Raw genomic sequence first — 25061 nt, 5'->3', positions numbered from 1 at the left:
TGATAGCAGAGGAGTGGTAGAGAAGCGAGGGCTATAGCATCGGACCCAAAAGTGGATCTGCACTTTTGGGACCCACCCGATGCACAGGGGAACACGTGCTTGACGGATAACGCCGGATCAACCCCATTCGATCCTGAAGCCAGGGATCCCATGAGCGTAGCCTTCGACGAGGCCCGCGCCGCAGCGGCGCGCGGGGAGGTGCCGGTGGGGGCCGTCATCGTCAGGGACGGGCGCATCGTCGCCTCGGCCGGGAATCGCCCGCGGGAGCTGCGCGACCCTTCCGCCCATGCCGAGATGCTCGCCATCCGCCGGGCCTGCGAGGCCCTTGACGACGAGCGGCTCCCCGGCTGCGATCTCTACGTGACGCTCGAGCCCTGCACCATGTGCGCCGGGGCGATCTCGTTTGCCCGCATCCGGCGGGTCTATTACGCCGCCCATGATCCGAAGGGTGGGGCGGTGGACAGCGGCGTGCGCTTCTTCGACCAGCCGACCTGCCACCACGCCCCGGAGGTCTATGGCGGCATCCGCGAGAGCGAGGCGGCGGCCTTGCTGCGGGAGTTCTTCGAGGGGCGGCGTTAACACGCCGTCCGGATCCGAGGGCCGCGTCAGCGAAAAGCCAGTCCAGATTCAAGAGTCTGAGCAGCGGACTCAGATGAGAAATGCCCCTTCGTGTCCGCTGCTCCGGGATATCTCACCAGGAGATCTCAGATGACGAAGAAATCCTTGTGGGTCATTACAAGCTTCTTCGAGAGGCTAGCGAACTCCACCGCCTTGCCTTTGCCCGAGCCGTCGGCGTCGTAATAGAGCTTGCCTTTGGACTTGTCGTAGATGACGTAGTCGTTCTTGTCCTTGGCCTTTGACCCGATGGTGAAGAAGTCCTTCTTCAGCTGCACGGGCTTCTTCTCCGAGCCGGCTTTACCGAGTTTCGCAAAGACCTTGTTGTCGAGCCAGATCGTATCGTCCTTCGCCTTAAAGTCTGCGATCATGTCCTTGTTGGTCTTCGTATTGGCTCTGGTATCGAAGACAAAGATGTCGAGACCGTCGCCGCCCTTCAGGCTGTCATTGCCCAGACCGCCCCAGAGCTTGTCGTCGCCGGCGGCACCGTCGATGATGTCCCTGCCGCCCCAACCTTTAAGCGTTTCGGAGGCAGATGTTCCGGTATAAGCATCGTTGCCGCTCGTGCCGTTCCATGCGGTGCTTTGCGTCGGATTGTTTGGGTCGTTCGGGTTGTTGGGATTTGTATTGGGGTTGGGGATCGTCGGTGTTGTGACCGGTGTTCCGGCGACGCCGATGACCTCGACGATATATTGCGGTCCGCCAGCCTCGCCATTGCTTTGCCAGCTTACCGCATAGGTATGGCCTGACAATGGAATCAAGGAAGGATCCCACTGATCTCCCGCGGTATTGGTCCCGACTGGCATCGTGTTGGCGATGATGGTGCCGTTTGCTGTTGCCGCTGCTGTATACAGGTTCTCATCGCCGTTCGTTTCAACGACGAATGCAATCGCGAACCCGCCACCTTCCAGTTGCTGGATGACGGGCGTGCCTTCCAGAGTTCCGTTCGGCTTCGTGAAATTGGCGGTTCCGATGATATTCCCTTCAACGTCGACGATCTGGGCTCGGATGATGCGGCCTGCTCCCTCCACATCCTCCCAGGCGACCACGAAAGTGTTGGTGCCGATTGGGCTGATCGCGGGATTGATGCCGCTCGTGACATTGGGAACCCTGTCGATTCCAAGACCGGTCCAGTCATCTCCGTTTCTGATGTAGACGTTGATCTGCGTCTCGCCGCCTTCAGGCTCGGCAAGAACAGCAACATGCGTCCCATTGCGCAGGACCACTGTTGCGTTGCTCGGATCATTCGGCTCCGCATGAAGCGGCGCCTGCTCAGTGGTGACCCAGGCCCCGTTCTCCACCATCAGAGAATGAGTCCACAGACCGCTGACGGATTCTCCGCTTTGATCGACCACAGGTCCTCTGAAGAGAACGTTGAATCCTCCATTCTGGAGAGCATGGACCTGAGGGGTATCAGGCGAAGTGACGCCCTGACTGAGTTGCAGCAATCCACTGGACAGGCTGAAATCTGCGCCGAGCACCTTGCCGACGACGCTCCTGGTGCCGTCACTCTTGATCCAGGCGACCACCGCGCGACCGTTGCTCAAGGTGGTGGCCGTAATTTCCGAGTAGCTCGCACTCGCTGAAGAAGGTGCATGATCGATCAGAAACGCATCCCGCAAGGTCGTGCCGTCCGCCTTGAAGGCCTTGCCGTAGACGTAAGCATCTCCGTTTCGCGAGAATTCCGTCCAGACGGTTAGGAAGCTGCCATCGGCGTATCGGGTCAGGTGACCGCTCGTCCCTAAGGACCGGAAGTTGATGTAGCTCGGAACCGATGATGCCATTTGCCCTAACCCTGTTTGAACTTACCGATGTGTAATCAAGTTTCACAGGGGATGGAATAAGCCTTTGTCCGAAGACCCGGCATGTGATGGCGCACGGAGGCGCTTTCCCATGGATCCGTACTGACCCAGGGTCGAAAATATGGTGTGGGGGATTCTTTGCTTCGCGCTTAAGCCGCCAGGAAAGCCTGCAACGCTTCCAGGGTCGCACCCGGGTTCTCTTCCGCTACGAAATGTCCCGAGGTGACGCCGATGCCGTTCGCCTTGGGGGCGAAGCTCCGGCGCCAGATCTCGACCGGCTTCTGCGCGTGTCCCATGGGGCCGCTCACGAGATAGAAGTCGCTCCAGATCACGTAGGTCGGGCAGGAGATCGTCTTGCCGGCTGCAAGGTCCGCCTCATCGGCTTCGACATCCCGCGTGGCGCCGGCCCGGTAATCCTCGCAGAAGGCGTGAATGCGGGTGGGTTCGTTGCAGCTCTGCCAGTAGGCTTCCACGGCCCGGTGATCGAAGGCGCTGAGGTCACCTGCGGCAGACCATTGTCGCATCAGCCCTTCGAAATAGGGAATCGGATCGCGTCCGATCTCCTCCTCCGGCTGTGGATAGGCTTGAGAGAGATAGCCCCAATGCGCTTCGGGAATCGTGCCGGCCCGCATTCGCTCCCACACATGATAGGTCGGAAGGATGTCGAGCAGGGCGAGGCGCTCGACGCGGCCTGGATGGTCCAGCGCGAGACGGTAGCCGACGCGCGCGCCGCGGTCATGCCCGATGACAGTGAAGTGCACATGGCCCAAGGCTTCCATGACCTCGATGACATCCCGGCCCATGGCGCGCTTGGAATAAGTCTCGTGCTTGGCATCCCCTTGAGGCGCCGTGGACCAGCCATAGCCGCGCAGATCCATGCAGACGACCCTGTGGGTTTCGGCGAGGGTCGGCGCCAGGTGATGCCACATGGCATGCGTCTGGGGAAAGCCGTGCAGCAGGACCAGCGGCTTTCCATTGCCCTTGCTGCGCGCGAAGATCCGTCCGACTTCGGTGTCGATCCAGTGGCTCTCGAAACCGGGAAAGAGATCATCGCTCATGGGGCAGCCGCTCGTGTGTTGTGAAATGGCCTCGACAATAAACTAGAGCGCCGGCCCCCAAAGTTGATGAGACGGCGCTGGAAAATGAGGCGCAACTCGGACGAGAGAAAACTTACCTAACGTCATCAGTCAAGAGAGGTAGGGGCGTTCTCAACCCTGCTCACGCTCCACGGCTCGCCAGCCGATGTCACGGCGGCAGAAGCCCTCGGGCCAGTCGATCCGATTCACGGCCTCATAGGCCTTCCTCTGAGCCTCGGTGATGGTGGCGCCCAAGGCGGTCACGTTGAGCACCCGTCCGCCATTGGCTGTGATCCGGTCGCCGTCCTGCTGCGTGCCGGCATGGAAGACGATGACGTCGTTGAGTTCCTCGGCCCGGTCGATGCCTCTGATCTGGGAGCCTTTCTCGACCGTACCCGGATAGCCCTTGGCGGCCATCACGACCGTGAGCGCGGCCGCATCCGACCATTGCAGTGCGATGCTGTTTAGCAGGCCGTCGCAGGCGGCGAGCAGGGCGGTCACGAGGTCCGACCTCAGGCGCGGCAGCAGCACCTGGGTCTCCGGATCGCCGAGGCGCGCATTGTATTCGATGAGCTGCGGCCCGTCTTTCGTCAGCATGAGCCCGGCATAGAGAATGCCCGTATAGGGCGTGCCCCGCGCCTTCATGCCCGCAAGGGTCGGCTCGATGATCTCCCGCATGACCCGCGCCTGCAGGTCCGGCGTCAGCACGGCGGCGGGAGAATAGGCGCCCATGCCGCCGGTATTCGGGCCTTGGTCCCCGTCGAACACACGCTTGTGATCCTGGGCCGTGCCGAAGGGAATGGCGTGAGTGCCGTCGCAGAGCGCGAAGAAGCTCGCCTCCTCGCCATCGAGAAAGGCTTCGATCACCACCTCTGCCCCGGCAGCCCCCAGGCCACCGCCGATCATCATGTCGATGGCCGCTTCCGCCTCCTCGAAGGAGGTGGCGACCACCACGCCCTTGCCGGCGGCCAATCCATCCGCCTTGACGACGATCGGCACGCCATAGCTGCGCACGTAGGCTTTTGCCGTCTCCGCATCGGTGAAGCGCCGGTAGGCAGCCGTGGGAATGCCGAACTCGGCGCAGAGATCCTTGGTGAAGGCCTTCGAGCCCTCGAGCTGGGCGGCGGCCTTGCTCGGCCCGAAGGCCTTGATGCCGACAGCCTGCAGATCGTCCACGAGACCGGCCACGAGAGGCGCCTCCGGCCCGACCACGACGAAATCGACCTTCATGACCCGGCAGAAATCGATCACGGCGGGATGGTCCGTCACGTCCAGCACCACATTGGTGCCGTGCTGGGCCGTGCCCGGATTGCCGGGGGCAATCAGGAGCCTGTCGCACAGGGCGCTCGCCGAGAGGCTGCGGGCCAGAGCATGCTCCCGTCCGCCGGAACCGATGAGAAGAATATTCATGGCAAGGCCTCCCAGATGAGGCCTTGGCTCTTAGCGGCTCAAGGGGCTTTTGCCTACCCTGACAAGTCGAAAGCCGAGCTTCGCTGGGAAACCCGGCCCGACACGGTCAATCCCGCAGGTTGTCAGACGACGAAGAAATCCTTTTCGGTGAGCCTGAGGTTCTTGGACAGGGTGGCGATCTCCTTTGCATTGGACCTGGAGCCGGAACCGTCAGCATCGTAGAGCAGCATTCCCCTGGCTTTGTCGTAGATGATATAGTCATCCCGATCCTTGGCCTCGGAACCGACAACAAAGTAGTTCTTCTTCATCTGGGCCGGGATAGCCTCGGAGCCTACCGCGCCGAGCTTGGTGAACACCTTGTTGTCAAGCCAGATCGAGTCATCCGTCACCTTGAAGTCGACAATCTTGTCCTTGTTGGTGTTCTTGTTAGGCTTGCTGTTGAAGACGAAGGTGTCCCGGCCTTGATCCCCTTTGAGGCTGTCCTTGCCGGTGCCGCCATACAGGGTATCGCCGCCGTCGCCGCCATACAGCTTGTCGTCCCCGGCCAACCCCTTGAGAATGTCGGCCCCGTACTGGCCTCTGAGAGTGTCTTTCCCGCGTGTGCCAGTCCAAACATCAACAACATCCGTCACGTTCAGGCTGTAAGTTGCTTGGTTCGTTTCAACACCGTTTGTCACCGAAACAGTGAGGCTGCGATGGGCGGGGTTCTCGTAGTCGAGAGCAATGCCGTTCTTGATGACGATCCTGTATCCGCCGGCAGGATCCGCTTCCAATCGGAACAGATCGGTGCTGGTTCCGACCAACGTGTATGTCAGTGCCTTGCCTGCTGGGTCTGTGGCCAAGATCCTGCCGACGACTGTACTTCCGCCAGCGCCCTCGCTTACCGTATCAGGGGAGAAGCTTAGCGTTGGACGTTCATCCACTCCTTGCAGATCAAGGTTGAATGTCTTTTCGAGAGTGTTCCCGGAACCATCGGAGACCGACAGGGTGAAGCTGCGATGCGCTGGGTTTTCATAATCCAGAGTCACGCCGCTTTTGATGACAACCGTGTAAACACCCTTGTTATAGCTCCGAAGCTCAAAGAATTCCTCACTGCCGGCGCTCAGGATGCAATCGAAGTCTTCGCTGTCCTCTGGATCAAAGGCCAGAACCGTGCCAACGACTGTGTTCCCCCCTGCGCCTTCAATCACAGAGACCGGGTCAAACGCTGCAACGGGTGCCTCGTCCAGGTCTGCAAGATCGAGGCTGAAAGTTCTTTGATCCACGCCGAACCTGTCTCTGATCGTAACTTCGAAGCTGCGATGAGAAAGGGTTTCATAGTTCAGAATAACGCCTTGCCTGACCACGACGTTGTAGCCGCCCTCGGAAGCCGGAACTAGCTCGAACAGGTCTGCGCTGCCTCCAGTCAGTGTGTATGCGAGATCATTTCCGTGTGGGTCCTCGGCCGCCAGCGTGCCGACTACCGTCCCGGCTCCCATGCCTTCCGAAACTGTGGTTGCTGACCATTCCCAGGGGTTGACGATGACACTCGCCGACGTGCTCCGGCCGCCCACGTCATTGATTCTGATTTCTATCTCGCGGCGACTGTCAACTGGCCCGTTGGTATTCGTATAGGTCAGTGCGCGGAGAAGTACATGAACCAGCTCAGGCGTGGCATTCTCATTCAGTTGAATAGAAAGGCCAGTAGTTTTGGTAAAAATGTTGAAAGCGCCGACTTCGATGCCGTCGACACTGATCCGACTGAAGTTTTGATACCCATCCGAGATCGTGATGCGGCCACCTTCTGGTGTGTCGAACCTGAGGAGATCACCTTCACCGACACCGTTCGTGATCAGTACCCCGAGAAAATCCAGAATTCTGTCATCGCTTGACACCACCGCGTTGCGACCGACGTCGAGAAAAACGGTTTCGTTCGTACTTATCTTGACTTGGTCTCCATCGAGGGAAGTCACCTCAGGAGCGCCATGGGTCGTCGTAACACCATCTTCCTGCGTGATGATCGTGTCGATTCCCTGGCGGTGAATCGCAAGCCGCTCGGCGTCTGTCAGCGTACCGTTGGTTATGATAACGGTCTCGCCTTGTGCACTGTATCCTGAAATCAGCTTTGCGATTTCCACATTGCCGAGCGTGATCGTAGCTCCATCGTCGAATAACGAGATCTCCTCAAACTCTATGACATCGATCGATGTGAGATCGATCTCCGTTCCTGTGATCTGGAGACGGTCTTGTCCTTCAAATCCACTGATTTCGAGAATGCCGCTTAGTTGATCTGCACGGATCCGGATATCATCGTTACCTCTCGTCCCATCAATGAACTCGATGTTCGTGAACATGTTCATTGTCGAAATATCGACATTGCAGCCTTTCTGAGTGCTGTTGTCGGGAATGTAGAGGGCAAATGTATCGTCGCCTTCACCGCCGTCGATCTCGTCCTCAAAGCCGGCTGCTCCAAGAGTGCTGTAAAAGGAGTCGTTGCCGTCGGTTCCTTGGAATATGTCAGCGCCGCTGGTCAGAATGAACTCGTCTTCGGGGGCGTTTGCAGTGGTCGTCATCACGCTGACGAGAAAGTCTTCTTCTCGCCCTTGCGAGTTTTTGGTGAGGATCTGAAGATTGCTCACGTTAATGAGGGCGTTTTCGGAAGTATTCGTATAGGTCAGTGAGCGGACGAGGTGCTGGATAAGGAAGGGTGTTGCATTCTGGTTGAAGTCGATCCAGAGCAATCTCTGATCGGAGGCACTGTTGATAGAGCCGATAATGGTGCCATCGACACTGATAGTGCTCCCGGGGTTCGTTCCGTCCGATAGCACAATCCGGCCGTCTGAGGTATCGATGCCGATATGCTCGAAGCGGTTGGAATAATTAGGCTCAAGGGGGTTGATGCTGAGCTGCAATCGCACCAAGGGAGGACCGTCGTTGACGACCGCATCCCGGCCTAGATCGAGATATGATGTCTCCCCGAAGACGGCCCGAACGGAATCGCCGTTTAATCCTGAAATGGCGCTCGGCTTTGCAAATTGCCCTGTCTGCGACGTGGTCATGATGTTTCCCTTTGCTACATTTTCTGGTCCCCAAATGTAATTTTGTTTTTATTATAAGAAACGTTATAATATAAAATATCAGATATACAAGTTTCCTCAGTTCTCTGCCGGCTGGGACGTCTCAGCCAGCCGCGGCGAAATGCACAGGGGATAGCGGTCCGTTGTCGCCGTCTGTTGCGCCCGCGCCCTTGGCAGCGCCCTGCGGCGCGGGGTAGGTTCACGGCATGTTCGCAGACAAAGCCCCCTCGAATGCCCACGAATGGTCGGTGTCCGATCTCGCGGGCGCCCTCAAGCGCACCCTGGAGGATGCGTTCGGCCATGTGCGCCTGCGGGGTGAGGTATCGGGTTATCGGGGGCCCCATTCGTCGGGCCACGCCTATTTCTGCATCAAGGACCAGAATGCCCGCATCGATGCGGTGATTTGGAAGGGGGCCTTCTCTAAGCTGAGGATCAGGCCTGAGGAGGGCATGGAGGTCATCGCCACCGGGCGCATCACCACCTTCCCTGGCTCGTCGAAGTACCAGATCGTCGTCGAGAGCCTAGAGCCCGCCGGCATCGGTGCCCTCATGGCGCTTCTGGAAGAGCGCCGCCGCAAGCTCAATGCGGAGGGGCTGTTCGCCCCCGAGCGCAAGCGGCGCCTGCCGTTCCTGCCCCAGGTGGTGGGCGTCGTCACCTCGCCGACGGGCGCCGTGATCCGCGACATCCTCCACCGGCTTGAGGACCGCTTCCCGCGCCGGGTGCTGGTGTGGCCCGTGCGCGTGCAGGGCGAGACCTGCGCGGCGGAAGTTGCAGCCGCCATCCGCGGCTTCAACGCGCTGGAACCTGGCGGCAGGATCCCGCGCCCCGATGTGCTGATCGTCGCCCGCGGCGGCGGCTCCATCGAGGACCTGTGGGGCTTCAACGAGGAAATCGTCGTCCGCGCCACCGCCGAGAGCGCCATCCCGCTCGTCTCGGCGGTCGGCCACGAGACCGACACCACGCTGATCGACCATGCTGCCGACGTGCGTGCGCCGACGCCCACGGGTGCCGCCGAAATCGTGGTGCCGGTGCGCGTCGAGCTCATGGCCGCCGTCAACGACCTCTCCCGCCGCCATGTGGAGGCCGCGCTGCGGCACGTCGAGCGCCGTCGCTCGGACCTGCGCGCCACCACCCGGGCTATGCCCAGCGCCGAGATGCTGTTCTCGCCCAAGCGCCAGCGGCTGGATCTCGCCGCCACCAAGCTCTACCCGGCGCTCTCCCGCAATGCCCGCGGCCACGAGGAGCGGCTGCTCAAGCTGGCGCGCCAGCTCGCCCATGTGTCGCCTGTGGCGAACGTGGCCCGCATGCGCGCCCGCCTCGATGCGGTGGGACCGCGCCCCTACAATGCGGTCTGCCGCTCTGTCGTGCTGAAGAAGGAGACCTTGAAGCAGGTCGGCGAGAGGCTCGTGGTGTCCCGCGAGACGCTTCTGCGCGCCGAGCGGACGCGGATCGCCCAGGGACATGAACTCATCCGGCGTGTTGCCGAGCGCCTGACGCCGGCGCTGGAGGGGCAGCTTGCCCGCAAGGCCGACAAACTCGAAGCCGTCTCGAAGCTCTTCGACAGCCTGAGCTACAAATCCGTGCTCAGGCGCGGCTTCGCCCTCGTGCGCGATGCGGACGGGCGGCCCATGAACTCCGCCGAGGCCGTGCATGACGGCCAGGCGCTGGTGCTCGAATTCGCCGATGGGAAGGCAGATGCTACCGGCGGGCGCATCGGCTCTCGGCCGAAACCGGCGAAGCCGAGGGTTATGGCGGTGGAGGAGCAGGGCGCCCTGTTCTGAGCCAGGGTTGGGCGAGGGTTGGGCGAGGGTTGGGCGAGGGTTGGGAATGTGCGGGTGGCAATCCGCCGGCTCAGCCCTTATGTGTGGGATCAGCGCAACGCATTCCGTCGATGTCCTTCATGTTGAACAAGTTCGAACGCAGCGGCGGCGAAGCCGTGGTGCAATATCTCGACAGCAATCTCCGGGTGGTGAAGCCCGGAGCCTATGTGCGCTGCGCGGTAACGGGAGCCGAGATCCCCCTGGACGAGCTGAAGTACTGGAGCGTCGAGCATCAGGAAGCCTATGCTTCGCCCGAGGCGGTGATGATGCGCATCACCGGGAAAGCCCTGCCCAAGACATAGGCGGCGGTTCAAACGATCCGCAGGCGCCGCTCGTTGATGCGCCGCATGAGCAGGTTGCGAAGGCCTGTCTCGTTCTCGATCCGGAGCCGCACCGGCAGGGCCGTCAGGTCGGGCCAGGCCGCCGAAGCGTCGGGAATCCGCACAAGATCCTTTTCCGTCGTGACAGGCAGGAGTCCGAGACTTTCAGCCTCCTGCCGCAGGGCTGCCACTTCCTGGGGCTTGAAGGAATGGTGGTCGGGGAAGGCATGGGTCACATCCACGATGGCCCCGCAGGCGTGCAGGGTATCGAAGAATTTCTCCGGCCGCCCGATGCCGGCAAAGGCCATGACCCTCCGGCCCCTGAGTGCCTCGGCCGCCTCCGGCGCCGGTTCCAGCGATGCCGTGAAGGCGCGTTTGCCGTGTTCGTCCGCTGCCAGAGCGATCCGCCGTCCCGGCTCACCGTCACCGATCACCACAACCGCGTCGACCAGGGGCCATTGAGTCACCATAGGCGCCCGCAGCGGCCCGGCCGGCAGAGGCAGGCCGTTGCCGATGCCGGTAGTGCCATCGACCACCGCGATGGCGCAATCCTTGATGAGTGACGGATTCTGAAGTCCGTCATCCATGATGACGACCGTGGCGCCGATCTCGTACGCGAGCCGCGCTCCGGCAGGGCGGGAGCGGGACACGATGGTGCGGGCGGTGCGGGACAGGAGAACAGGCTCGTCGCCGACATCGGCAGCCCCGTGCTGCGGCTGGACCCTGATGGGACCCGCGAGACGGCCGCCGTAGCCCCGGGACAGAAAGATCGGATTCTCACCGGCCGCATCCAGGATCGCGGCAATCGCCATGGCGGTGGGCGTCTTGCCGGCTCCACCGGCCGTGAAGTTGCCGATGCATATGATGGGCAGTTCCACCTGCTCGCCGCGCCGCTTCATCCGCAATGCCGCAACGGAACCATAGGCCAAGCCGACCGGGCGCAGCAGGGTTGCCTGGAGCGAGGCAGAGGGTTGCCACCAGAAGCGTGGCGCGCGCATCAGCGACGCGCTCCGAGCTTGGCCTGCACGATGAAGGGCTCGACGGATTGCATCGTGCGGTCCACAGCACCGCCCAGCGCCTGAACGGCATCTCCGGCGGCGCGGGCCATGTCCCGGGTCAGGCTGGCGTTGCTCAGCATCTCGCTCACCGCCCGCGCGAGGGTGCTGCTGTCCTTCACCATCAGGGCACCGCGGGATCGGTCGAGCGCGTCGTAGATCTCGACGGCTGCGTGAACGTGAGGCCCATGCAGGATGGCGGCTCCCAGCTTGGCGGGTTCGATGGGGTTGTGCCCGCCGACCGGCACAAGGGTACCGCCCATGAGCACGATCGGGGATAGTCGATAAAACAATCCCATCTCGCCCACCGTGTCGACCACGTAGATGTCGGTCGCCCGGTCGGGATGGATGCCTTGTGAGCGACGTCCCGCCCGCAACCCGGCCTGCCCCGCCAGTGCGGCGACTTCAGGCCCTCTGTGTGGATGGCGGGGAGCGATGATGGTCAGGAGGTGCGGGTGACGTTTCGCCAAGGCACGGTGAACGGCGATGATGGCGCTTTCCTCACCCTGGTGGGTGCTGGCGGCAAGCCAGACGGGGCGTCCCGCGATCAGCCCGGAGAGCTGCGCCACCACACGGGGATCGGCCGGCGGCGGAGCCGCATCGAACTTGATATTGCCGGTCACGACCACACGAGGAGCCCCGAGGCGCGCGAGCCGCTCCGCATCCTCGGCGGTCTGGGTCAGGCAGAGGGCAAAGTGTTCGAGCAGTCCCTTGATGATGCCCGGCATCTTCTGCCAGCGCTGGTACGACCGATCTGACATGCGGCCATTCACCATGACGAGCGGGATGTCCCGCTCCGAGAGCGCCATGATCGTGTTGGGCCAGATTTCCGATTCAGCGATGAGGGCCAAGTCCGGCTGCCAATGGTCCAGGAAGCGCCTAATATAACGTGGCACGTCGAGCGGCACAAACTGATGGACGGCGCCGGGCGGGAGCCGCCGGGCGATCAGGGCAGCCGAGGTCTTGGTTCCCGAGGTCACCAGGACGGCGAGACCACGCTGGGTCATACGTTCCACGACTGGCAGGAGGGACAGGGTCTCGCCGATGCTGGCGCCATGGACCCAGATCAGGTGGCCCTTGGGCCTCTGCCGGCTGGGGTGGCCCTGGCGCTCGCCGAGCCGGGTCTTGTCCTCGCGGCCCTTGCGCTGACGCCAGTAGAGGAGGCCCAGAACGGCGGGTTCCAGGAGGGACACGACGGTCCGGTAGGTCCTGAAGGTGAATGGCAGCCTCATGCCCGGGAGCCTCCCGCAAGCATGGGGCTGGTCTTGGCCCCCGGGTCCCTGGAGCCGACCAGCGCATAGGCACGCTCGTGCACCCGGTCCAGCTCCCGCTCAACGGTCTGTCTCAGGCGTTCCAATGCAGGCTCGTCGGCATCTCTCGGCACCGAGACAGGCTCGCCCAGCACGATGGCGCCCCGACCGAATGGCAGGCCGATGCTGGCCCGGTCCCAGCTGTTGAAGTCGATGCGGCGGCTCGTGACGACTGCGACGGGTACGATCGGTCGTCCGGAGAGCTGCGCCAGGGTGACGATCCCTAAGCCGCACACGCGGGAGATCTTCGGGATGTCAGCGGTCATCACCACCATCTCGCCATCGCTCAAGGAGCGCAGCATGGCTCTCAGGGCCTGGGCGCCGCCCTTCTTGCGGATGTCGCGGCCGCGTGCGCCCGAGCCGCGGATCGCGCGGACTCCCAAGTGGCGCAAGGCGATGGCGTTGAACTCGCCGTCGCCCGAGCGGGAGACGAGACTCGCCGCCCGGTCCTGCGGCCGCTTGGCGAAGTGAATCATGAAATGCTGGCCGTGCCACATGGCGGCGATCACGGGCATCTCGATGCGGCCATAGGCATCCGCCGGCTCCATGACGAACCGGTTCGTGCGCTGCACGAGCTTCAGATAAGCCGCAACAAGAAAGCCCATGGCTTCCTGCACCGCACGGGAGCGGGTGATGCGCTTGACGAGACCCATCGCGTCCGGGTCAGCCCTGCTGCGGGTCCAGGAGGCGATGCAGGTGGACGATGAAATAACGCATCTGCGCGTTGTCCACGGTCGCCTGTGCCTTGGCTTTCCACGCGGCATGGGCCGAAGCGTAGTTCGGGAAGACTCCGACGATGTCGAGGTTGGACAAATCCTTGAACTCGGTGGCTTCGAGGCTGGTGAGCTCGCCGCCGAAAACCAGATGCAGGAGCTGCTTGCCAGGCGTGTCGGTCATGGTGATAGGGCTCTTCTGACGAGGGTTGTAACGGTTAAGGCTTGGGGAGCCGGTGATGTTTCAGGCTCTCATGGCTCCAATAGCACGAGGATGCAACCGTGACGAAACGGCAATCATCTCCTCGTGAGAAGGGGCCGGCTTGTTGTAGACCGGGGTCGAACCATCGAGCCCTGTCAGGCGACCTCCTGCCTCCTGGAGGATGAGATCGGCTGCGGCAATATCCCAGTCCTGGGCATGAGCCGAGACCAAGCCTACATCGATGGAGCCATCCGCCACCCGGGCAAGCCTGAGGGCCAGGGACGGGACCTTGGGCAGGCGCTCGACAGGCGTGATATGCCGCTCAAGCTGGTCGACGAGGGGCTTGGGACCTGCCACCCGGGCAGCGCCCGGGAAGGCCTCCATCTCCGGCAGTTGCAGCCTTAGGCCATTGCTCCACGCTCCTTCACCGAGCCTTGCTTCATAGAGACGGTCGTGGATTGGGGCATGCAGGATCCCGAGAACGGGCCTGCCGTCCCGCACCAGAGCAATGGAAATCGCCCAGTCCGGATGGCCGGAAGCGAAGGCTCGGGTGCCGTCGATGGGATCGACAATCCACACATAGCTTCGCCCCAGCCGCGCCGGATCGTCGATTGTTTCCTCGGAGAGCCAGCCTGCTTCGGGGAGCATTTCGGAGAGCTGGCCCTTCAGATAGGTGTCCAGAGCGATGTCCGCCTCGGTCACGGGGGAGCTATGACCCTTGTACCACAGCTTGGCGGCTGTCTGCGCGCCGGCCCGGAAATAGGGCACAGCCAGGTCACCCGCCCGGCGGGCGGCGTCGCGCACGCCGGAGGCGAGCGATGACAGGGAATGGGAGGAGGGGAGAAGCATCGAACCTGAGATGGGAACTCCTGGTGGGAGATACCATATCTCACCCCGCTCTTCCCGGTCTTTTCCAAGACCGATAGCCGCGATGTCTTAAAACAGCCTTGAGGGCTGGATCAGGCAATCCAGGGTCATGGCCGCGAACAGGATCAGGCCCGCATCCCGGTTCGAGCGGAAAAGCCGCAGCGCGCCCGCGCCATCGTTTCGATCCAGGCGCGCGACCTGCCACCCCAGGTGCAGGGCGAACAGGACAAGGCCAGCGAACGAGACGATCCCCGCTCCAGCCTGAAAAAATGCGGCAGCGATGAACGCGACGGTCAGGGCGTAGCAGATGCCGACCCCCGGCTTCACCTGCTCGCCAAAGAAGCGCGCGGAGGACTTGATCCCGACGACCTCGTCATCCTCGATGTCCTGAAGGGCATAGATCGTGTCGTAGCCCACCACCCAACTGATGCTGCCGAGATAGAGAAGGATCGGCGCCCAGGCCAGGGAGCCGAACGCGGCCGCCCAGCCCATCAGCGCCCCCCAGGCGAAGGCGAGGCCCAGCACGATCTGCGGCATCCAGAAGAAGCGCTTCATGAAGGGATAGAGGGCAACCACGCCCAGCGAGGCGAAGCCGGTGGCGATGGCGAAGCCGTTGAACTGGAGCAGAACCACAAGGCCGACGAGGCCCTGAAGGACGAGGAAGGCCAGGGCACCCTTGAGCGTGACCTGTCCCGAGGGGAGGGGGCGCTGGCGGGTCCGTTCGACCTTGGTGTCGAGATCCCGGTCGACGATGTCGTTGTAGGTGCACCCGGCCCCGCGCATGGCGATCGCGCCGATCAGGAAGAGCCCGCAATGGAGCGGGTTGGGCCAAGCTTGGCCGCCGTTGACAGCCGCAAGCGCCGCCGACCACCAGCAGGGGAGAAGCAACAGCCACCACCCGATGGGGCGCTCGATCCGGGCGAGGCGCAGGTATGGCTTGAGCGAGGGTGGCGCCCACCGCTCGGCCCAATGGCCCCTGACGGCATCAGGCAGGGAAGGCGCGGCAGGGCGCTGCATGGAGAATGAGTGCTAGGCTTAGAGAGCGCCCTTCGGAACGCTCAGCGTGCCGGTCAGGCCGCCGCCCATCTTGCCGGCCAGGCCACCCTGCTGGGCTTGCTGGGCCCGCTGCTTGGCGCGCTTTTCCATCTCGGCCATCTTGGCGGCGGCTCCGCAGGCTTGGCCCTTGATGGTCTGGATGCGCTTATGTTCCGCAGAGAAATCCTCAACGACCTTGTCAGGAACCTGACACCAGTCCTTGTTCTCGGTCATCCACTTCAAGCCGCTTTCGCCGTTGGCTGAGAATTTCGTGAAGAGGCTGCAGGCCGCGCGGGGATCCAGCTGCTTGTTCTTGCCGCCATTGCTGAGCTTCTGAAACTGCTCACCGAGGCTCCGCCGCTCGGCGATGATTTTCTGCCCTTGCTCACAGCCGCTTGCCTGGGCCAGGGCCGAGGACCCGATGGCATCGGCGCTGACGATGAGACCGGCAACGGCAAACGCAGCCAGAAGATGCGAACGGATATGCGTCATGCCTAAAATTCCCTCAAAAGCTTGCGACGTCTCGCGCGCCTGCCCTCTGTTAACAGCTGAAAGGCCCTTCGGCCAAGAGGCGAATGGTCGCCAGAGCCTCAAGCTGTGCCATAGGACACCTGAATTTCTCGTGACCAGAGCGGGCGCCCCTCTCCCTGGAGGCGCAGGAAATTGATACAGCATGGGCTGCTCAGTTCAAGGTTGCCATGGCCGGATACGATTTCAACGCTCCCCGCCTCTTCGTCGACGCACCCCTCCAGACCGGTGCCAGGATCGAGCTCGACCGGGGACAGGCCAACTATCTGCTGAATGTCCTGCGCCTGAAGAGCGAGGATTCGGTCCTGGTCTTCAACGGCCGGAACGGGGAGTGGAGAGCCGAGGTCTCGGTGGAGGGCCGCAAGGCCGCCGATCTCGTCTGTGTGGAGCAGACCCGCGAACAGAGCCCGGCACCCGACATCGTCTACGCCTTCGCGCCCCTCAAGCATGCCCGTCTCGACTACATGGTCCAGAAGGCGGTGGAGATGGGAGCGGGCGTTCTCCAGCCTGTCCTGACGCAGCGGACCCAGAGCTCCAGGGTCAACCTGGACCGGATGCGCAGCAATGCCGTCGAGGCCGCGGAGCAATGCGGCATCCTGTCGATTCCGGACGTGCGCGAGGAGCGTACTTTAGAGCGTTTTCTCAAGGACTTGGAGCCTGAGCGGCTGGTGATCTTCTGCGACGAGGATGCGCCTGTTTCGAACCCCGTCGAGGCTCTGGCCAAGCTTGGGAACAATCAAGATGGTCTGGTTGTTATCGTGGGACCCGAGGGAGGGTTTACCGATCAGGAGAGAGCGCTTGTCGCTGCCCGCGAAAGATGTGCTTGCGTATCGTTGGGACCGCGAATCCTGCGTGCCGACACAGCCGCTGTGGCCGCACTGGCAATCGTTCAGTCCGTGCTCGGCGATTGGAACTGATCTCATCGTCCGACGACGGCTCAAGCCAATCTGCCTCTAGCCTCAGAAGCTTAGCAGTTTTACGCCGATTCGCCCCATTCCGGCCCCATTGAGCCGGAGTTTGGGCTCGTCGCCGTAGGCCGGTCCGCACACGGATAAGATCATTTCTGCATAATAAGAGGACACAAGGAAATGAGCTGGGATTTCAAGTTCGGCATCGAGGAAGAGTACTTCGTCAACGATGCCCCCAGACGGGATGTCGCCAAAGGCAAGATCAAGGAGTTCTTCGCTGCCTGCCGGGATCAGGTCTCGGGCGATATCCAGCCCGAGATGCTCGAGCCGCAGATCGAAATCGCCACCAAGCCGTCCCTGGAGCTGGCCGAGGCCCGTGCCCAGCTGGCCGGTCTGAGAGCCTCCGTCGGTGCCGTGGCGCGCGACTTCAACCTGTCCATCATGGCCTCCGGCACCCATCCGCTCGCCGTCTGGTCGCGCGTGCGCCCGACCGCTCAGCCGCGTTACGGCAAGGTCATGCACGACCTGCAGATGCTCGGCAGCCGCAACGTGCTGTGCGGCATGCACGTGCACGTGGAGGTGCCCGATCTCGGGATGCGCGTCGACATCATGAACCGTATCCAGCCCTACCTGCCGCTTCTGCTGGCGCTCTCGACCTCCTCGCCGTTCTGGCAGGCGCAGCGCACAGGCCTTCTCGGCTACAGGCTGGCGGCCTATCGTGAGCTGCCGCGCACGGGCTTCCCGGACCTGTTCGAGAGCGAGCAGGACTACCAGCGCTACATCGATACGCTGGTGGCTGCCCGCGCCATCGAGAATTCCAGCTATGTCTGGTGGGTGATCCGGCCATCGCTGAAGCATCCGACCCTGGAGCTGCGCGTGGCCGACAGCTGCACGAGGGTGGATGACACCATCGCGATCGCCGCGCTCTATCGCTGCCTCGTGCGGCGCCTGAGCCTGGACACCACGCTCAATGCCGGCCAGACCGGCGCCTCGCGCGCGATCAACGACGAGAATGGCTGGCGCGCCCAGCGCTACGGCATCCACGGCAGCTTCGTCGATGAGAAGACCCGCACGGCCAAGCCGGTCCGCGAGCTTCTCGACGAGACCCTGGACCTCGTGGCCGAGGACGCCAGGGAGCTCGGCTGCCAGCGTGAGCTCGATCTCGCCCGCTGGATCGTCGCCCGCGGCACCAGTGCCGACCAGCAGCTGACCCTCTACACCGAGGCGGTCGGCCGCGGCCTGTCGAACCGGGATGCCCTGGCTGGCGTGGTCGACTGGCTCAGTGCGGAGACCATGGGAGAGCCGACCTTCCGGCATTGATGAGAGCGCATCGTGCGGCTTTACCCGCACGATGCGCGCTGCGCTCATCGTTTTGTGCACGGGTCCCGCATTGCACCTTGGCGTTAAGCCCCTTATTGAGTCCCGACTCTGAGTCGGCGCGCCTTGAACGCGCTTTTTGATGAGGTGATGCATGGCGCGGGACGTATCCGATACGACCCCCATTGGTGCGCGGTCGGAACTCGTGGAGTGGATCGCCTCCGGCGAGAAGCCGCGCGAGTCGTGGCGGCTCGGCACTGAGCACGAAAAGGTTCCCTTCTACAGAGCCGATCTGTCGCCCGTTCCCTATGATGGCGACCGGGGCATTCGGGCGCTGCTGGAGGGCATGCAGGAGCGCACCGGCTGGGCGCCGATCATGGAGAACGGCCACCCCATCGGCCTGGCCGATGACCGGGATGGCGGTGCGATTTCCCTGGAGCCCGGCGGCCAGTTCGAGCTGTCCGGCGCCCCGCTTGCCGACCTTCACGACACGGCCCGCGAGACGGCGCAGCATCTCGCCGACGTAAAGGCCGTGGGCGAAAAGCTCGGGATTGGGTTTCTCACGCTCGGCATGAGCCCGCTCTGGACCCGGGCTCAGACGCCCGTGATGCCGAAAGCCCGCTACCGCATCATGACCGACTACATGCCAAAGGTGGGCACCCTCGGGCTCGACATGATGTACCGCACCTCCACGGTGCAGGTGAACATGGACTATGCCTCCGAGGCCGACATGGTGAAGAAGCTGCGCGTCTCGCTGGCGCTGCAGCCGATCGCCACCGCGATTTTCGCCAACTCGCCCTTCACGGACGGCAAGCCCAATGGCTACCTCTCCATGCGGTCGAACATCTGGCTCGACACCGACCGGAACCGCACGGGCATGATGGCCTTCGCCTTCGAGGAAGGCTTCGGCTACGAGCAGTATGTGGATTGGGCACTCGACGTGCCGATGTATTTCGTCAAGCGCGACTCGACCTATCACGATGTGGCGGGAGCCTCCTTCCGCGACCTTTTCGCCGGCAAGCTCGCGCAGTTGCCCGGCGAGCGCGCCACGCGCTCCGATTGGGCCAACCATGTCTCGACCCTGTTCCCGGAGGTGCGTCTCAAGCGCTATCTCGAGATGCGCGGCGCGGATGTGGGCAATCTCGAACACATCATTGCGCTCTCAGCCTTCTGGACCGGCCTTCTCTACGACGAGACGGCCCTGGACGGGGCCTGGGAGCTGGTGAAGGCGTGGAGCGCCGAGCAGCGCGAGCAGCTGCGGGCGGATGTGCCGAAGCAGGCCCTTAAGGCAAGCATCGCCGGCCGCTCCGCTCAGGATGTGGCCCGGGACGCGCTGGCGCTGTCGCGCGCCGGCCTGCAGCGCCGCTCCTGTCGCGATGGCGCGGGTCAGGACGAGACCCGTCACCTCGCCTATGCGGAGGAGATCGTCGATTCAGGCCGTACGCAGGCAGAGCGGCTGCTGGAGCGGTACCATGGCGCGTGGGGTGGGTCGGTGAAGCCTGCCTTCACCGAATACGTGTTCTGATCAAGGAGATTTGATCAGGCGGCCTTCTCGCTGGCCACGCGGTTGCGCCCGTTCTGCTTGGCGCGATAGAGGGCGGCATCCGCCAGGGTGATCAGATCGTCCGGGCGGAGGCGGGAGCGATCCAGGCTCGGAATACGGGTCGCGCTGCCGATGCTGATCGTGAGAATGCAGCTCGGGGGATTGGCGTCGTGCCGCACGCGCAAGGACTCAACCTTCGCGCGCAGATCTTCCGCAATGGTTGCCGTAGCAGCTTCGTCTGCGTCCGGCAGGAGAATGGCAAGCTCTTCGCCGCCATAGCGCGCCGCCAGATCACCGGGCCGGCGGGCCGCTGCGGAGATGGTTTTCGCGATGGTCCGCAGGCATTCGTCTCCAGCCTGATGCCCATAGACGTCGTTGTACGCCTTGAACTGATCCACATCGATCAGGAGCAGGGACACCGGCGTTTTCTGGCGTGCGGCGCGAAGCCATTCCGTTTCGAGCTGCCTGTCGAAGGTTCGGCGGTTGGCGAGGCCCGTCAGGCCGTCGGTGGTGGCCAGGATGGCGAGTTCCGCCTCCGCATGTTCCCGTCGCCGAAGGGCTCCCGCGAGGATCCAGCCGAGTGAACCAATGACGAGAATGAGCAGGCCGATGATGCTGCTCCGGAACACAAACTCCTCGTTCCAGCGTGCGAGAGCTTCGTCGCGACCGACGGCCGCGATCACCCCGACGGGAAAAATGTGGTTGCGCTGATAGCCGCCGATGCGGAGCTGCTTGTCGATCGGAGAGGTGTAGTCGTAATTGCCGGAGCCTTTGGCATTCCTGAATTGCGGGTCGTCAAAGATATTGGATCCGATTGCACGCTCGATATAGGGATAGCGTGACAGGATCGTTCCGTTCTGGTGAAGCAGGGTGATCGAACCCTGCGAACCGACATCGAAGCGGCCGAAGAAATTTCCGAAATAGCGGGGCGGAATGCTCGCCTGGACAACGCCGCCGAAGCTTCCATCGGGCTTGTTGAAGCGTCGCGAGATGGTCAGCACCCAATCGCCGCCGAGCGGATCGCGGATCAAGGGGCCGACGAACCAGTCGCTGCTGGTTGAGGCTCTGTGCTGTTGAAACAGGGCAAGGGCGTTGACGTTTACGCGACCGCGGTGCCCGGGAAGCGAACTGCTCAGAAGATTGCCGTCCTCGCCGAAAATGGTCAGCGCCTTAATTCGCTGCAGCGATTGGACCCGCTCGACCAGGAAAATGTCCAGACGCGCGATGGTATCCGGCAGGAGCCCCCCAGTCTCGACCCGGTCCACGACATCCACCAGTAGCGCATCCGCAAGCTCGAAGGTGTCCTGGGCATGCTGGGTCAGAGACTTGGCCAGGTTCAGGGTCTCGGCCCGAATCCGCGTGATCTCATGATTCCGTTCATGCAGGTCGCGCCAACCCTCCAGGCCCAGGATGACAAGGCAGACCACCAGCACGAAGACCCGGAGGCCTCGCGCCGAGGATCTCGGCCTATCCTGAGCGAATGTGGTCATGACGCGTCTACCATACCGGCCCAAGCTAACCTGAGGCTAACTTCAGGCCGAGGATCCCGGAGACGATGAGGCCGATGCAGACCAGGCGCATCGCGGTGGCGGGTTCGCCGAAGAGATAGATGCCGAGCAGGGCGGTTCCAACGGTGCCGATCCCGGTCCAGACCGCATAGCCGGTTCCAACCGGCAAGGTCTTGAGCGCGATACCGAGAAGCACGACGCTGATCACCATGCTGATGCCGGTCAAAACGGATGGGACCAGCCGGGTGAAGCCTTCGGTATATTTCAGGCCGATGGCCCAGCCGATCTCGAACAAGCCGGCAAGTGTAAGCCAAGTCCATGCCATGACAGGACCTCCGTCATAGGCAGGGCCGTCCCTACCGTTTGTGTCATGAAGGCGAGGTCGTCCTCGACCTCCCTGGATATAGAGGGTCGGGAAAACCTTCTCAACAGAATCCGGGCGCGGCCAAAGGTCAGCCTGTGAAATTAGTTACCGGCTTCGTCGGCCGGCTGGGCGGGGGCGGCTGGTTGGGCAGGACGGCCCAGGGCGGCATAGGGGTCGAATGGGGCGTAGATCTGATGCTTCCACTCGTCGCCGCAATTGATGCAGATCGAGCGTACCATGTGATTGCTCCGCTCCAGGCGCCTGAGGAGCTTCTGCTGCCGCTCGATCGCCTCGTTAGCCTCAGGCTCGATCCCCGACGGGCGCACGGTGAGCCGGAGTGGCGTGTCTCCAGGCGTCACTTGAGCGAGGGCTGGACCCGTGAGCAAAAGGAGGCTGGCGGTCCATAGAAGGCGGTTCATCAGAAATCCTGCGGCTGATTTGGCACCTCCGACTGGACTCCAGGCGACACTGTTTCGTCAAGGCGGGATTGCTGCCCTGAGGCCTTTGGCTGCGGCGGCTTCCTTCGCCGCAGCCTGCCCGGATCGTCAGAACCGCACGCTCAGGCTCCCCCGCAGGGTATGCTCCTGGTCGCGCCGCCCGAGGGCACCGTCGTACATAAGGCCGACGGCGACCTTTTCGCTTACCTGCCAGTTCAAACCGGCCTCCACCACGAGGCTGTCGCGGTCGATGGGAGCGCCGACCACGAGAAACGGCGTGGGGAAGCCAGTGACGGTGAACCTGGCCTCGGGAGCCACGTCCCCGAAGGCATGGCGCCAGCCGAGCATGCCCTTGAAGGTGACGGTGCCGGCGCTTGTCGGCATGGTCGCAACAAGCCGCGCTCCCAGGGTGGAGTAGGTGGTGTCGAACGAGGCCACCTCGCCATTCGCCCGGAACGGGGAGGCGTTCTCCACCACGTCATGGCTGCTCACGTGCACATGGGCCAGACCCAGGAACGGCTCCAGGGTCACGCGCTCCGAGAGCAGGAACGTGTAGCCGACTTCCCCGAAGACCTGGACGGAATCGGCCGAGCTGTCCGTCTCGCCGCCCTGGAAGCGGCCGGCCACGGCGCCGCGGGCGAGGTCGATCTCGTGATGGGCATAGGCCACGCCGCCGCGCAGGGTCCAGGCTCCGAAAGCGGCCGACCCGTAGGCGCCGATATGGAAGCTGTCGATGTCGCCGGATGCCGCCGCCGCGTCGATGTCGAAGGACGTGGCGAGGTAGCCGGCCGCGACCCCGAGGCGATAGGGCGTGCCGAGGCCGCCATCCACGCCGACCACGATGCCGCCTGTGGTCCGCTCCATGGCGGCGGAGGTCGGCGTCGCGTCGGTCCGCCCGTAGGAGCCGAGGACCTTGCCCCACATGCCCCAGCCGGTTCCTTGCGAAGCGGGAGCAGCCACGGATGCGCCGCGCCCCGAAGCATCGGCCGGATCTTGAACCGGCACGGAATCGATCGCCACGAAGGACGGAACCGCCCCCATGGCATCGGAGGACGAGCAGCGCAGGCGGCAGAGGATCGCCGCGCGGAACAGGTTCTCGTGGTGCAGGATCGTGACCGGGGGCGTGGTCTCGGGCTGCAGCGGAGGGACAGGCCGCGGACGGGGATTGCCGGGATTGTCCGGATCCTGACCCGGACGAGGATCCGTTCCGGGGAAGACGGGGAGCAGCTCGAGATAGACGTTGTTGGCGTCCTTGGTGAGAAGCGGCTCGAAGAAGATCAGGTCGTCCACGCCACTGAACTGGCCTGTCACTCCCCGCTGCGCAGTCAGGATCGTCCAGCGCCCGGGCGAGTAGGTGGCTTGCTCCGCATGAACTTCCACCGTGCCGCCCCGGATGGTCGCCTGACCACCCGCCACGATCCGGTCGCTCTCGAAACGGTTGTTGAGATCGACCCGGTAGGTGGTGCCGGCGGCGATATTGACGTTACCCCGGACGTTCAGGGTGCGGATATCACCGACACCTGCGCGGCTTGTGGCACCGTCGACGCCGGGGGACAGGATGCTGCCCGGCAGTGCATCGATGCTGCCGACGGTGCCGGTGCCGCCGAGCGTGGCGCCGCGATGCACGGTCATGTCCGATCCGCCCATGCTGCCGGTCACGAGGAGCGTGCCTTCACGCACGGCCCAGGGCATGGCGGTGTTGTTGTCGTTTCTCGTGGTCCATGTCGAGGTGTCGACCTTCTCGAAGCGCTCGAAGTCGCGGTACTTGGCGTTCGCTCCGATCTCGCGCGCGTCGAAGGTGGCATTGGTCGAGCCTCCCAGCTTGAACGTATCGGTGCCTGTTCCCGCGCGGACGGTTCCCCGAATGTCGGAGCTGGCACCGATGAGAAGAGAGTCGTCGCCGGCACCCAGATCGATAGCGGCACCTCCCGATACTTCCGTGCGGATCAGGCCGAAATTTTCGATCATCTCGGATCCGAAGCGACCGCGTAAGCCGACGTCGTCGCGGCCGATGATCCGACCGTCCGCATGGTTGACGATCGTGTTGGTCTGGCCGGCATTGCTGATGACATAGAGGCCTTCGCCGTCATTGCCTAAGCCCTGAACGGTGCCGCGGTTGACGACGTCGTTGCCGTCACCCTCGATCTTGATGCCGCGTCCTTCGAGGCCCGAGGCTGTGATCGTGCCGTCATTGGTGATCGTGCCGTTGTTGCCGATCACGCGGATGCCGTCCGCGGTGAATCCGCTCGTCTCAATCGTGCCGCTGTTGGCGATCATGGCGTTCTCTGCCGGGCGCGTGGTGCCGCCGCCATCGGCCCGAATGCCTTCGCCACCGGCGCCTGTGGTGCGGATGACGCCCGTGTTGACGAAGGTGTTGTTGTTGCCCTCCGCGATCATGCCGCGGGCGGAGGAACCCGATGTCTCCAGCGTACCGCTGTTGCGCAGAATGTTGCTGTCGCCGCGTGCGATGATGGCTTCCGACGACGCTCCCAGGGTCGATACACGGCCCGTATTGGTGAGAATGTTCCTGCTGCCCGTGGCTTCCAGGCCGTCCACCGAGTTCTGATGCGTCGAGATCGAACCGTTGTTGGTGATCGTGCTGCCGTCATCTTCTGCGTAGATCGCATTGTAGGCCTGGTTCGCATTGCCGCCAGTCACGGTGACGGTTGCCCCATCGGCGATCGTCACCGTGCTGTTCCCCTCCACACGGATGGCAGCCTCGCTGGTGTTCATCGTGGTGCCGGTCTGCACCTCGACAGAGGAGGGCGTGTTCTCACGGGCCCAGTAATGATCGGTCGTCGTGCCTGAACACACCACGCGCGTCTGACCGCCCGAGGCACTCGTCGTGCAGGCTGCCTTCGCTGAGCCGGTGAAAGCCAGCGAAGCGAGGCTCAGGGCCAGCAGGCTCGTTGCAGACGGCCGATTGATAAAGGGAATAACCGGCTTGGCTGAGCAGGCCTTTGGCTGCTGCCGGCGGATTGAAGCAACGGACCCTGTGGCGCCTCGCCTCGACATGTCTCTTCCTCTCTGGCGTTATTGTGTAACTCTGCCAGCTAGGAAGAGAGAGGGGGCGGAGTACTGCCCGTTCAGAGAGGGAAAATGGTCCCGATCAAGGAAAATAGAGAGGGATGCGACGCCATGTGCGTTTTCGCACATCGACCTTGGAGGGCCCGGA

At 63.2% G+C, this 25061-nt stretch carries 21 protein-coding genes; 6 read left to right on the top strand and 15 right to left on the bottom strand.

What is annotated here, in order from left to right; genetic code table 11:
• The first annotated feature begins 150 nt into the window (after positions 1-150).
• Complete coding sequence (locus FHR70_RS10340; RefSeq protein WP_183449733.1) at positions 151-579, top strand: nucleoside deaminase; 429 nt, start codon at positions 151-153, stop codon at positions 577-579.
• 125 nt (positions 580-704) lie between these two features.
• On the opposite strand, the gene FHR70_RS10335 is transcribed toward FHR70_RS10340, so the two are convergent.
• The 4 genes from FHR70_RS10335 to FHR70_RS10320 all read right to left on the bottom strand — a co-directional run bounded on the left by FHR70_RS10335 (position 705) and on the right by FHR70_RS10320 (position 7941).
• Entirely contained in the window at positions 705-2399 is a 1695-nt protein-coding gene (locus FHR70_RS10335) for a calcium-binding protein (protein WP_183449731.1), read from the bottom strand.
• A 167-nt stretch (positions 2400-2566) separates the two neighbouring features.
• On the bottom strand, positions 2567-3475 hold the full coding sequence (locus tag FHR70_RS10330) for an alpha/beta hydrolase (RefSeq protein ID WP_183449729.1): 909 nt from the start codon (positions 3473-3475) through the stop codon (positions 2567-2569).
• A gap of 150 nt (positions 3476-3625) precedes the next feature.
• A complete protein-coding gene (gene purD, locus FHR70_RS10325; protein ID WP_183449727.1) occupies positions 3626-4903 on the bottom strand; it encodes a phosphoribosylamine--glycine ligase in 1278 nt (425 codons plus the stop codon).
• A 122-nt stretch (positions 4904-5025) separates the two neighbouring features.
• Positions 5026-7941 (bottom strand): hypothetical protein, encoded by a 2916-nt coding sequence (locus tag FHR70_RS10320; RefSeq protein ID WP_183449725.1) that lies wholly within the window; start codon positions 7939-7941, stop codon positions 5026-5028.
• Between the two features lie 224 nt (positions 7942-8165).
• On the opposite strand from FHR70_RS10320, the gene xseA reads away from it, so the two are divergent.
• Positions 8166-9740, top strand: coding sequence for an exodeoxyribonuclease VII large subunit (gene xseA / locus FHR70_RS10315; RefSeq protein WP_183449723.1), 1575 nt, complete (start codon positions 8166-8168; stop codon positions 9738-9740).
• 119 nt (positions 9741-9859) lie between these two features.
• Entirely contained in the window at positions 9860-10081 is a 222-nt protein-coding gene (locus FHR70_RS10310) for a DUF2093 domain-containing protein (RefSeq protein ID WP_183449721.1), read from the top strand.
• An 8-nt stretch (positions 10082-10089) separates the two neighbouring features.
• Here the strand turns inward: FHR70_RS10310 and lpxK are convergent, their stop codons facing one another.
• The 7 genes from lpxK to FHR70_RS10275 form a co-directional block, all read right to left on the bottom strand.
• Positions 10090-11097: a tetraacyldisaccharide 4'-kinase gene (gene lpxK, locus FHR70_RS10305; RefSeq protein WP_183449719.1), complete on the bottom strand. Its 1008-nt coding sequence runs from the start codon at positions 11095-11097 to the stop codon at positions 10090-10092.
• Positions 11097-12386 carry a 3-deoxy-D-manno-octulosonic acid transferase gene (locus FHR70_RS10300; RefSeq protein WP_183449717.1) on the bottom strand — a complete coding sequence of 430 codons (1290 nt, stop codon included), beginning with the start codon at positions 12384-12386 and terminating at the stop codon, positions 11097-11099. The genes lpxK and FHR70_RS10300 overlap by 1 nt, the downstream gene beginning before the upstream one ends.
• Positions 12383-13117: a lysophospholipid acyltransferase family protein gene (locus FHR70_RS10295; RefSeq protein ID WP_183449715.1), complete on the bottom strand. Its 735-nt coding sequence runs from the start codon at positions 13115-13117 to the stop codon at positions 12383-12385. Before FHR70_RS10295 ends, FHR70_RS10300 begins: the two co-directional genes overlap by 4 nt.
• 10 nt (positions 13118-13127) lie before the next feature.
• Positions 13128-13361, bottom strand: a complete 234-nt coding sequence (locus FHR70_RS10290; RefSeq protein ID WP_183449713.1) for a DUF4170 domain-containing protein — start codon at positions 13359-13361, stop codon at positions 13128-13130.
• A 60-nt stretch (positions 13362-13421) separates the two neighbouring features.
• A complete protein-coding gene (locus FHR70_RS10285) occupies positions 13422-14228 on the bottom strand; it encodes an inositol monophosphatase family protein (RefSeq protein WP_183449711.1) in 807 nt (268 codons plus the stop codon).
• Between the two features lie 87 nt (positions 14229-14315).
• A complete protein-coding gene (gene ubiA / locus FHR70_RS10280; RefSeq protein ID WP_183449709.1) occupies positions 14316-15263 on the bottom strand; it encodes a 4-hydroxybenzoate octaprenyltransferase in 948 nt (315 codons plus the stop codon).
• Positions 15264-15281: 18 nt separating this feature from the next.
• The gene (locus tag FHR70_RS10275) at positions 15282-15773 is read right to left on the bottom strand and encodes a hypothetical protein (protein WP_183449707.1); all 492 of its coding nucleotides are present in this window, start codon (positions 15771-15773) and stop codon (positions 15282-15284) included.
• Between the two features lie 206 nt (positions 15774-15979).
• On the opposite strand from FHR70_RS10275, the gene FHR70_RS10270 reads away from it, so the two are divergent.
• The 3 genes from FHR70_RS10270 (at position 15980) to FHR70_RS10260 (ending at position 19559) form a co-directional block, all read left to right on the top strand.
• On the top strand, positions 15980-16726 hold the full coding sequence (locus FHR70_RS10270; protein ID WP_183449705.1) for a 16S rRNA (uracil(1498)-N(3))-methyltransferase: 747 nt from the start codon (positions 15980-15982) through the stop codon (positions 16724-16726).
• Between the two features lie 171 nt (positions 16727-16897).
• On the top strand, positions 16898-18037 hold the full coding sequence (locus FHR70_RS10265) for a carboxylate-amine ligase (protein WP_183449703.1): 1140 nt from the start codon (positions 16898-16900) through the stop codon (positions 18035-18037).
• Positions 18038-18188: 151 nt separating this feature from the next.
• Complete coding sequence (locus FHR70_RS10260; RefSeq protein ID WP_183449701.1) at positions 18189-19559, top strand: glutamate--cysteine ligase; 1371 nt, start codon at positions 18189-18191, stop codon at positions 19557-19559.
• A 14-nt stretch (positions 19560-19573) separates the two neighbouring features.
• On the opposite strand, the gene FHR70_RS10255 is transcribed toward FHR70_RS10260, so the two are convergent.
• The 4 genes from FHR70_RS10255 to FHR70_RS24505 all read right to left on the bottom strand — a co-directional run bounded on the left by FHR70_RS10255 (position 19574) and on the right by FHR70_RS24505 (position 24703).
• Positions 19574-21067 (bottom strand): sensor domain-containing diguanylate cyclase, encoded by a 1494-nt coding sequence (locus FHR70_RS10255; protein ID WP_183449699.1) that lies wholly within the window; start codon positions 21065-21067, stop codon positions 19574-19576.
• 25 nt (positions 21068-21092) lie between these two features.
• Positions 21093-21410 (bottom strand): quaternary ammonium compound efflux SMR transporter SugE, encoded by a 318-nt coding sequence (gene sugE, locus FHR70_RS10250; protein ID WP_183449697.1) that lies wholly within the window; start codon positions 21408-21410, stop codon positions 21093-21095.
• A gap of 140 nt (positions 21411-21550) precedes the next feature.
• The gene (locus tag FHR70_RS10245) at positions 21551-21868 is read right to left on the bottom strand and encodes a hypothetical protein (RefSeq protein WP_183449695.1); all 318 of its coding nucleotides are present in this window, start codon (positions 21866-21868) and stop codon (positions 21551-21553) included.
• Between the two features lie 126 nt (positions 21869-21994).
• Positions 21995-24703: an autotransporter family protein gene (locus FHR70_RS24505; protein WP_210277557.1), complete on the bottom strand. Its 2709-nt coding sequence runs from the start codon at positions 24701-24703 to the stop codon at positions 21995-21997.
• Between the last annotated feature and the right edge of the window lie 358 nt (positions 24704-25061).

This window comes from Microvirga lupini (genome assembly GCF_014191055.1).
GTDB classification, from domain to species: domain Bacteria; phylum Pseudomonadota; class Alphaproteobacteria; order Rhizobiales; family Beijerinckiaceae; genus Microvirga; species Microvirga lupini_A.
This window is presented reverse-complemented; position numbering and strand designations above follow the sequence as displayed.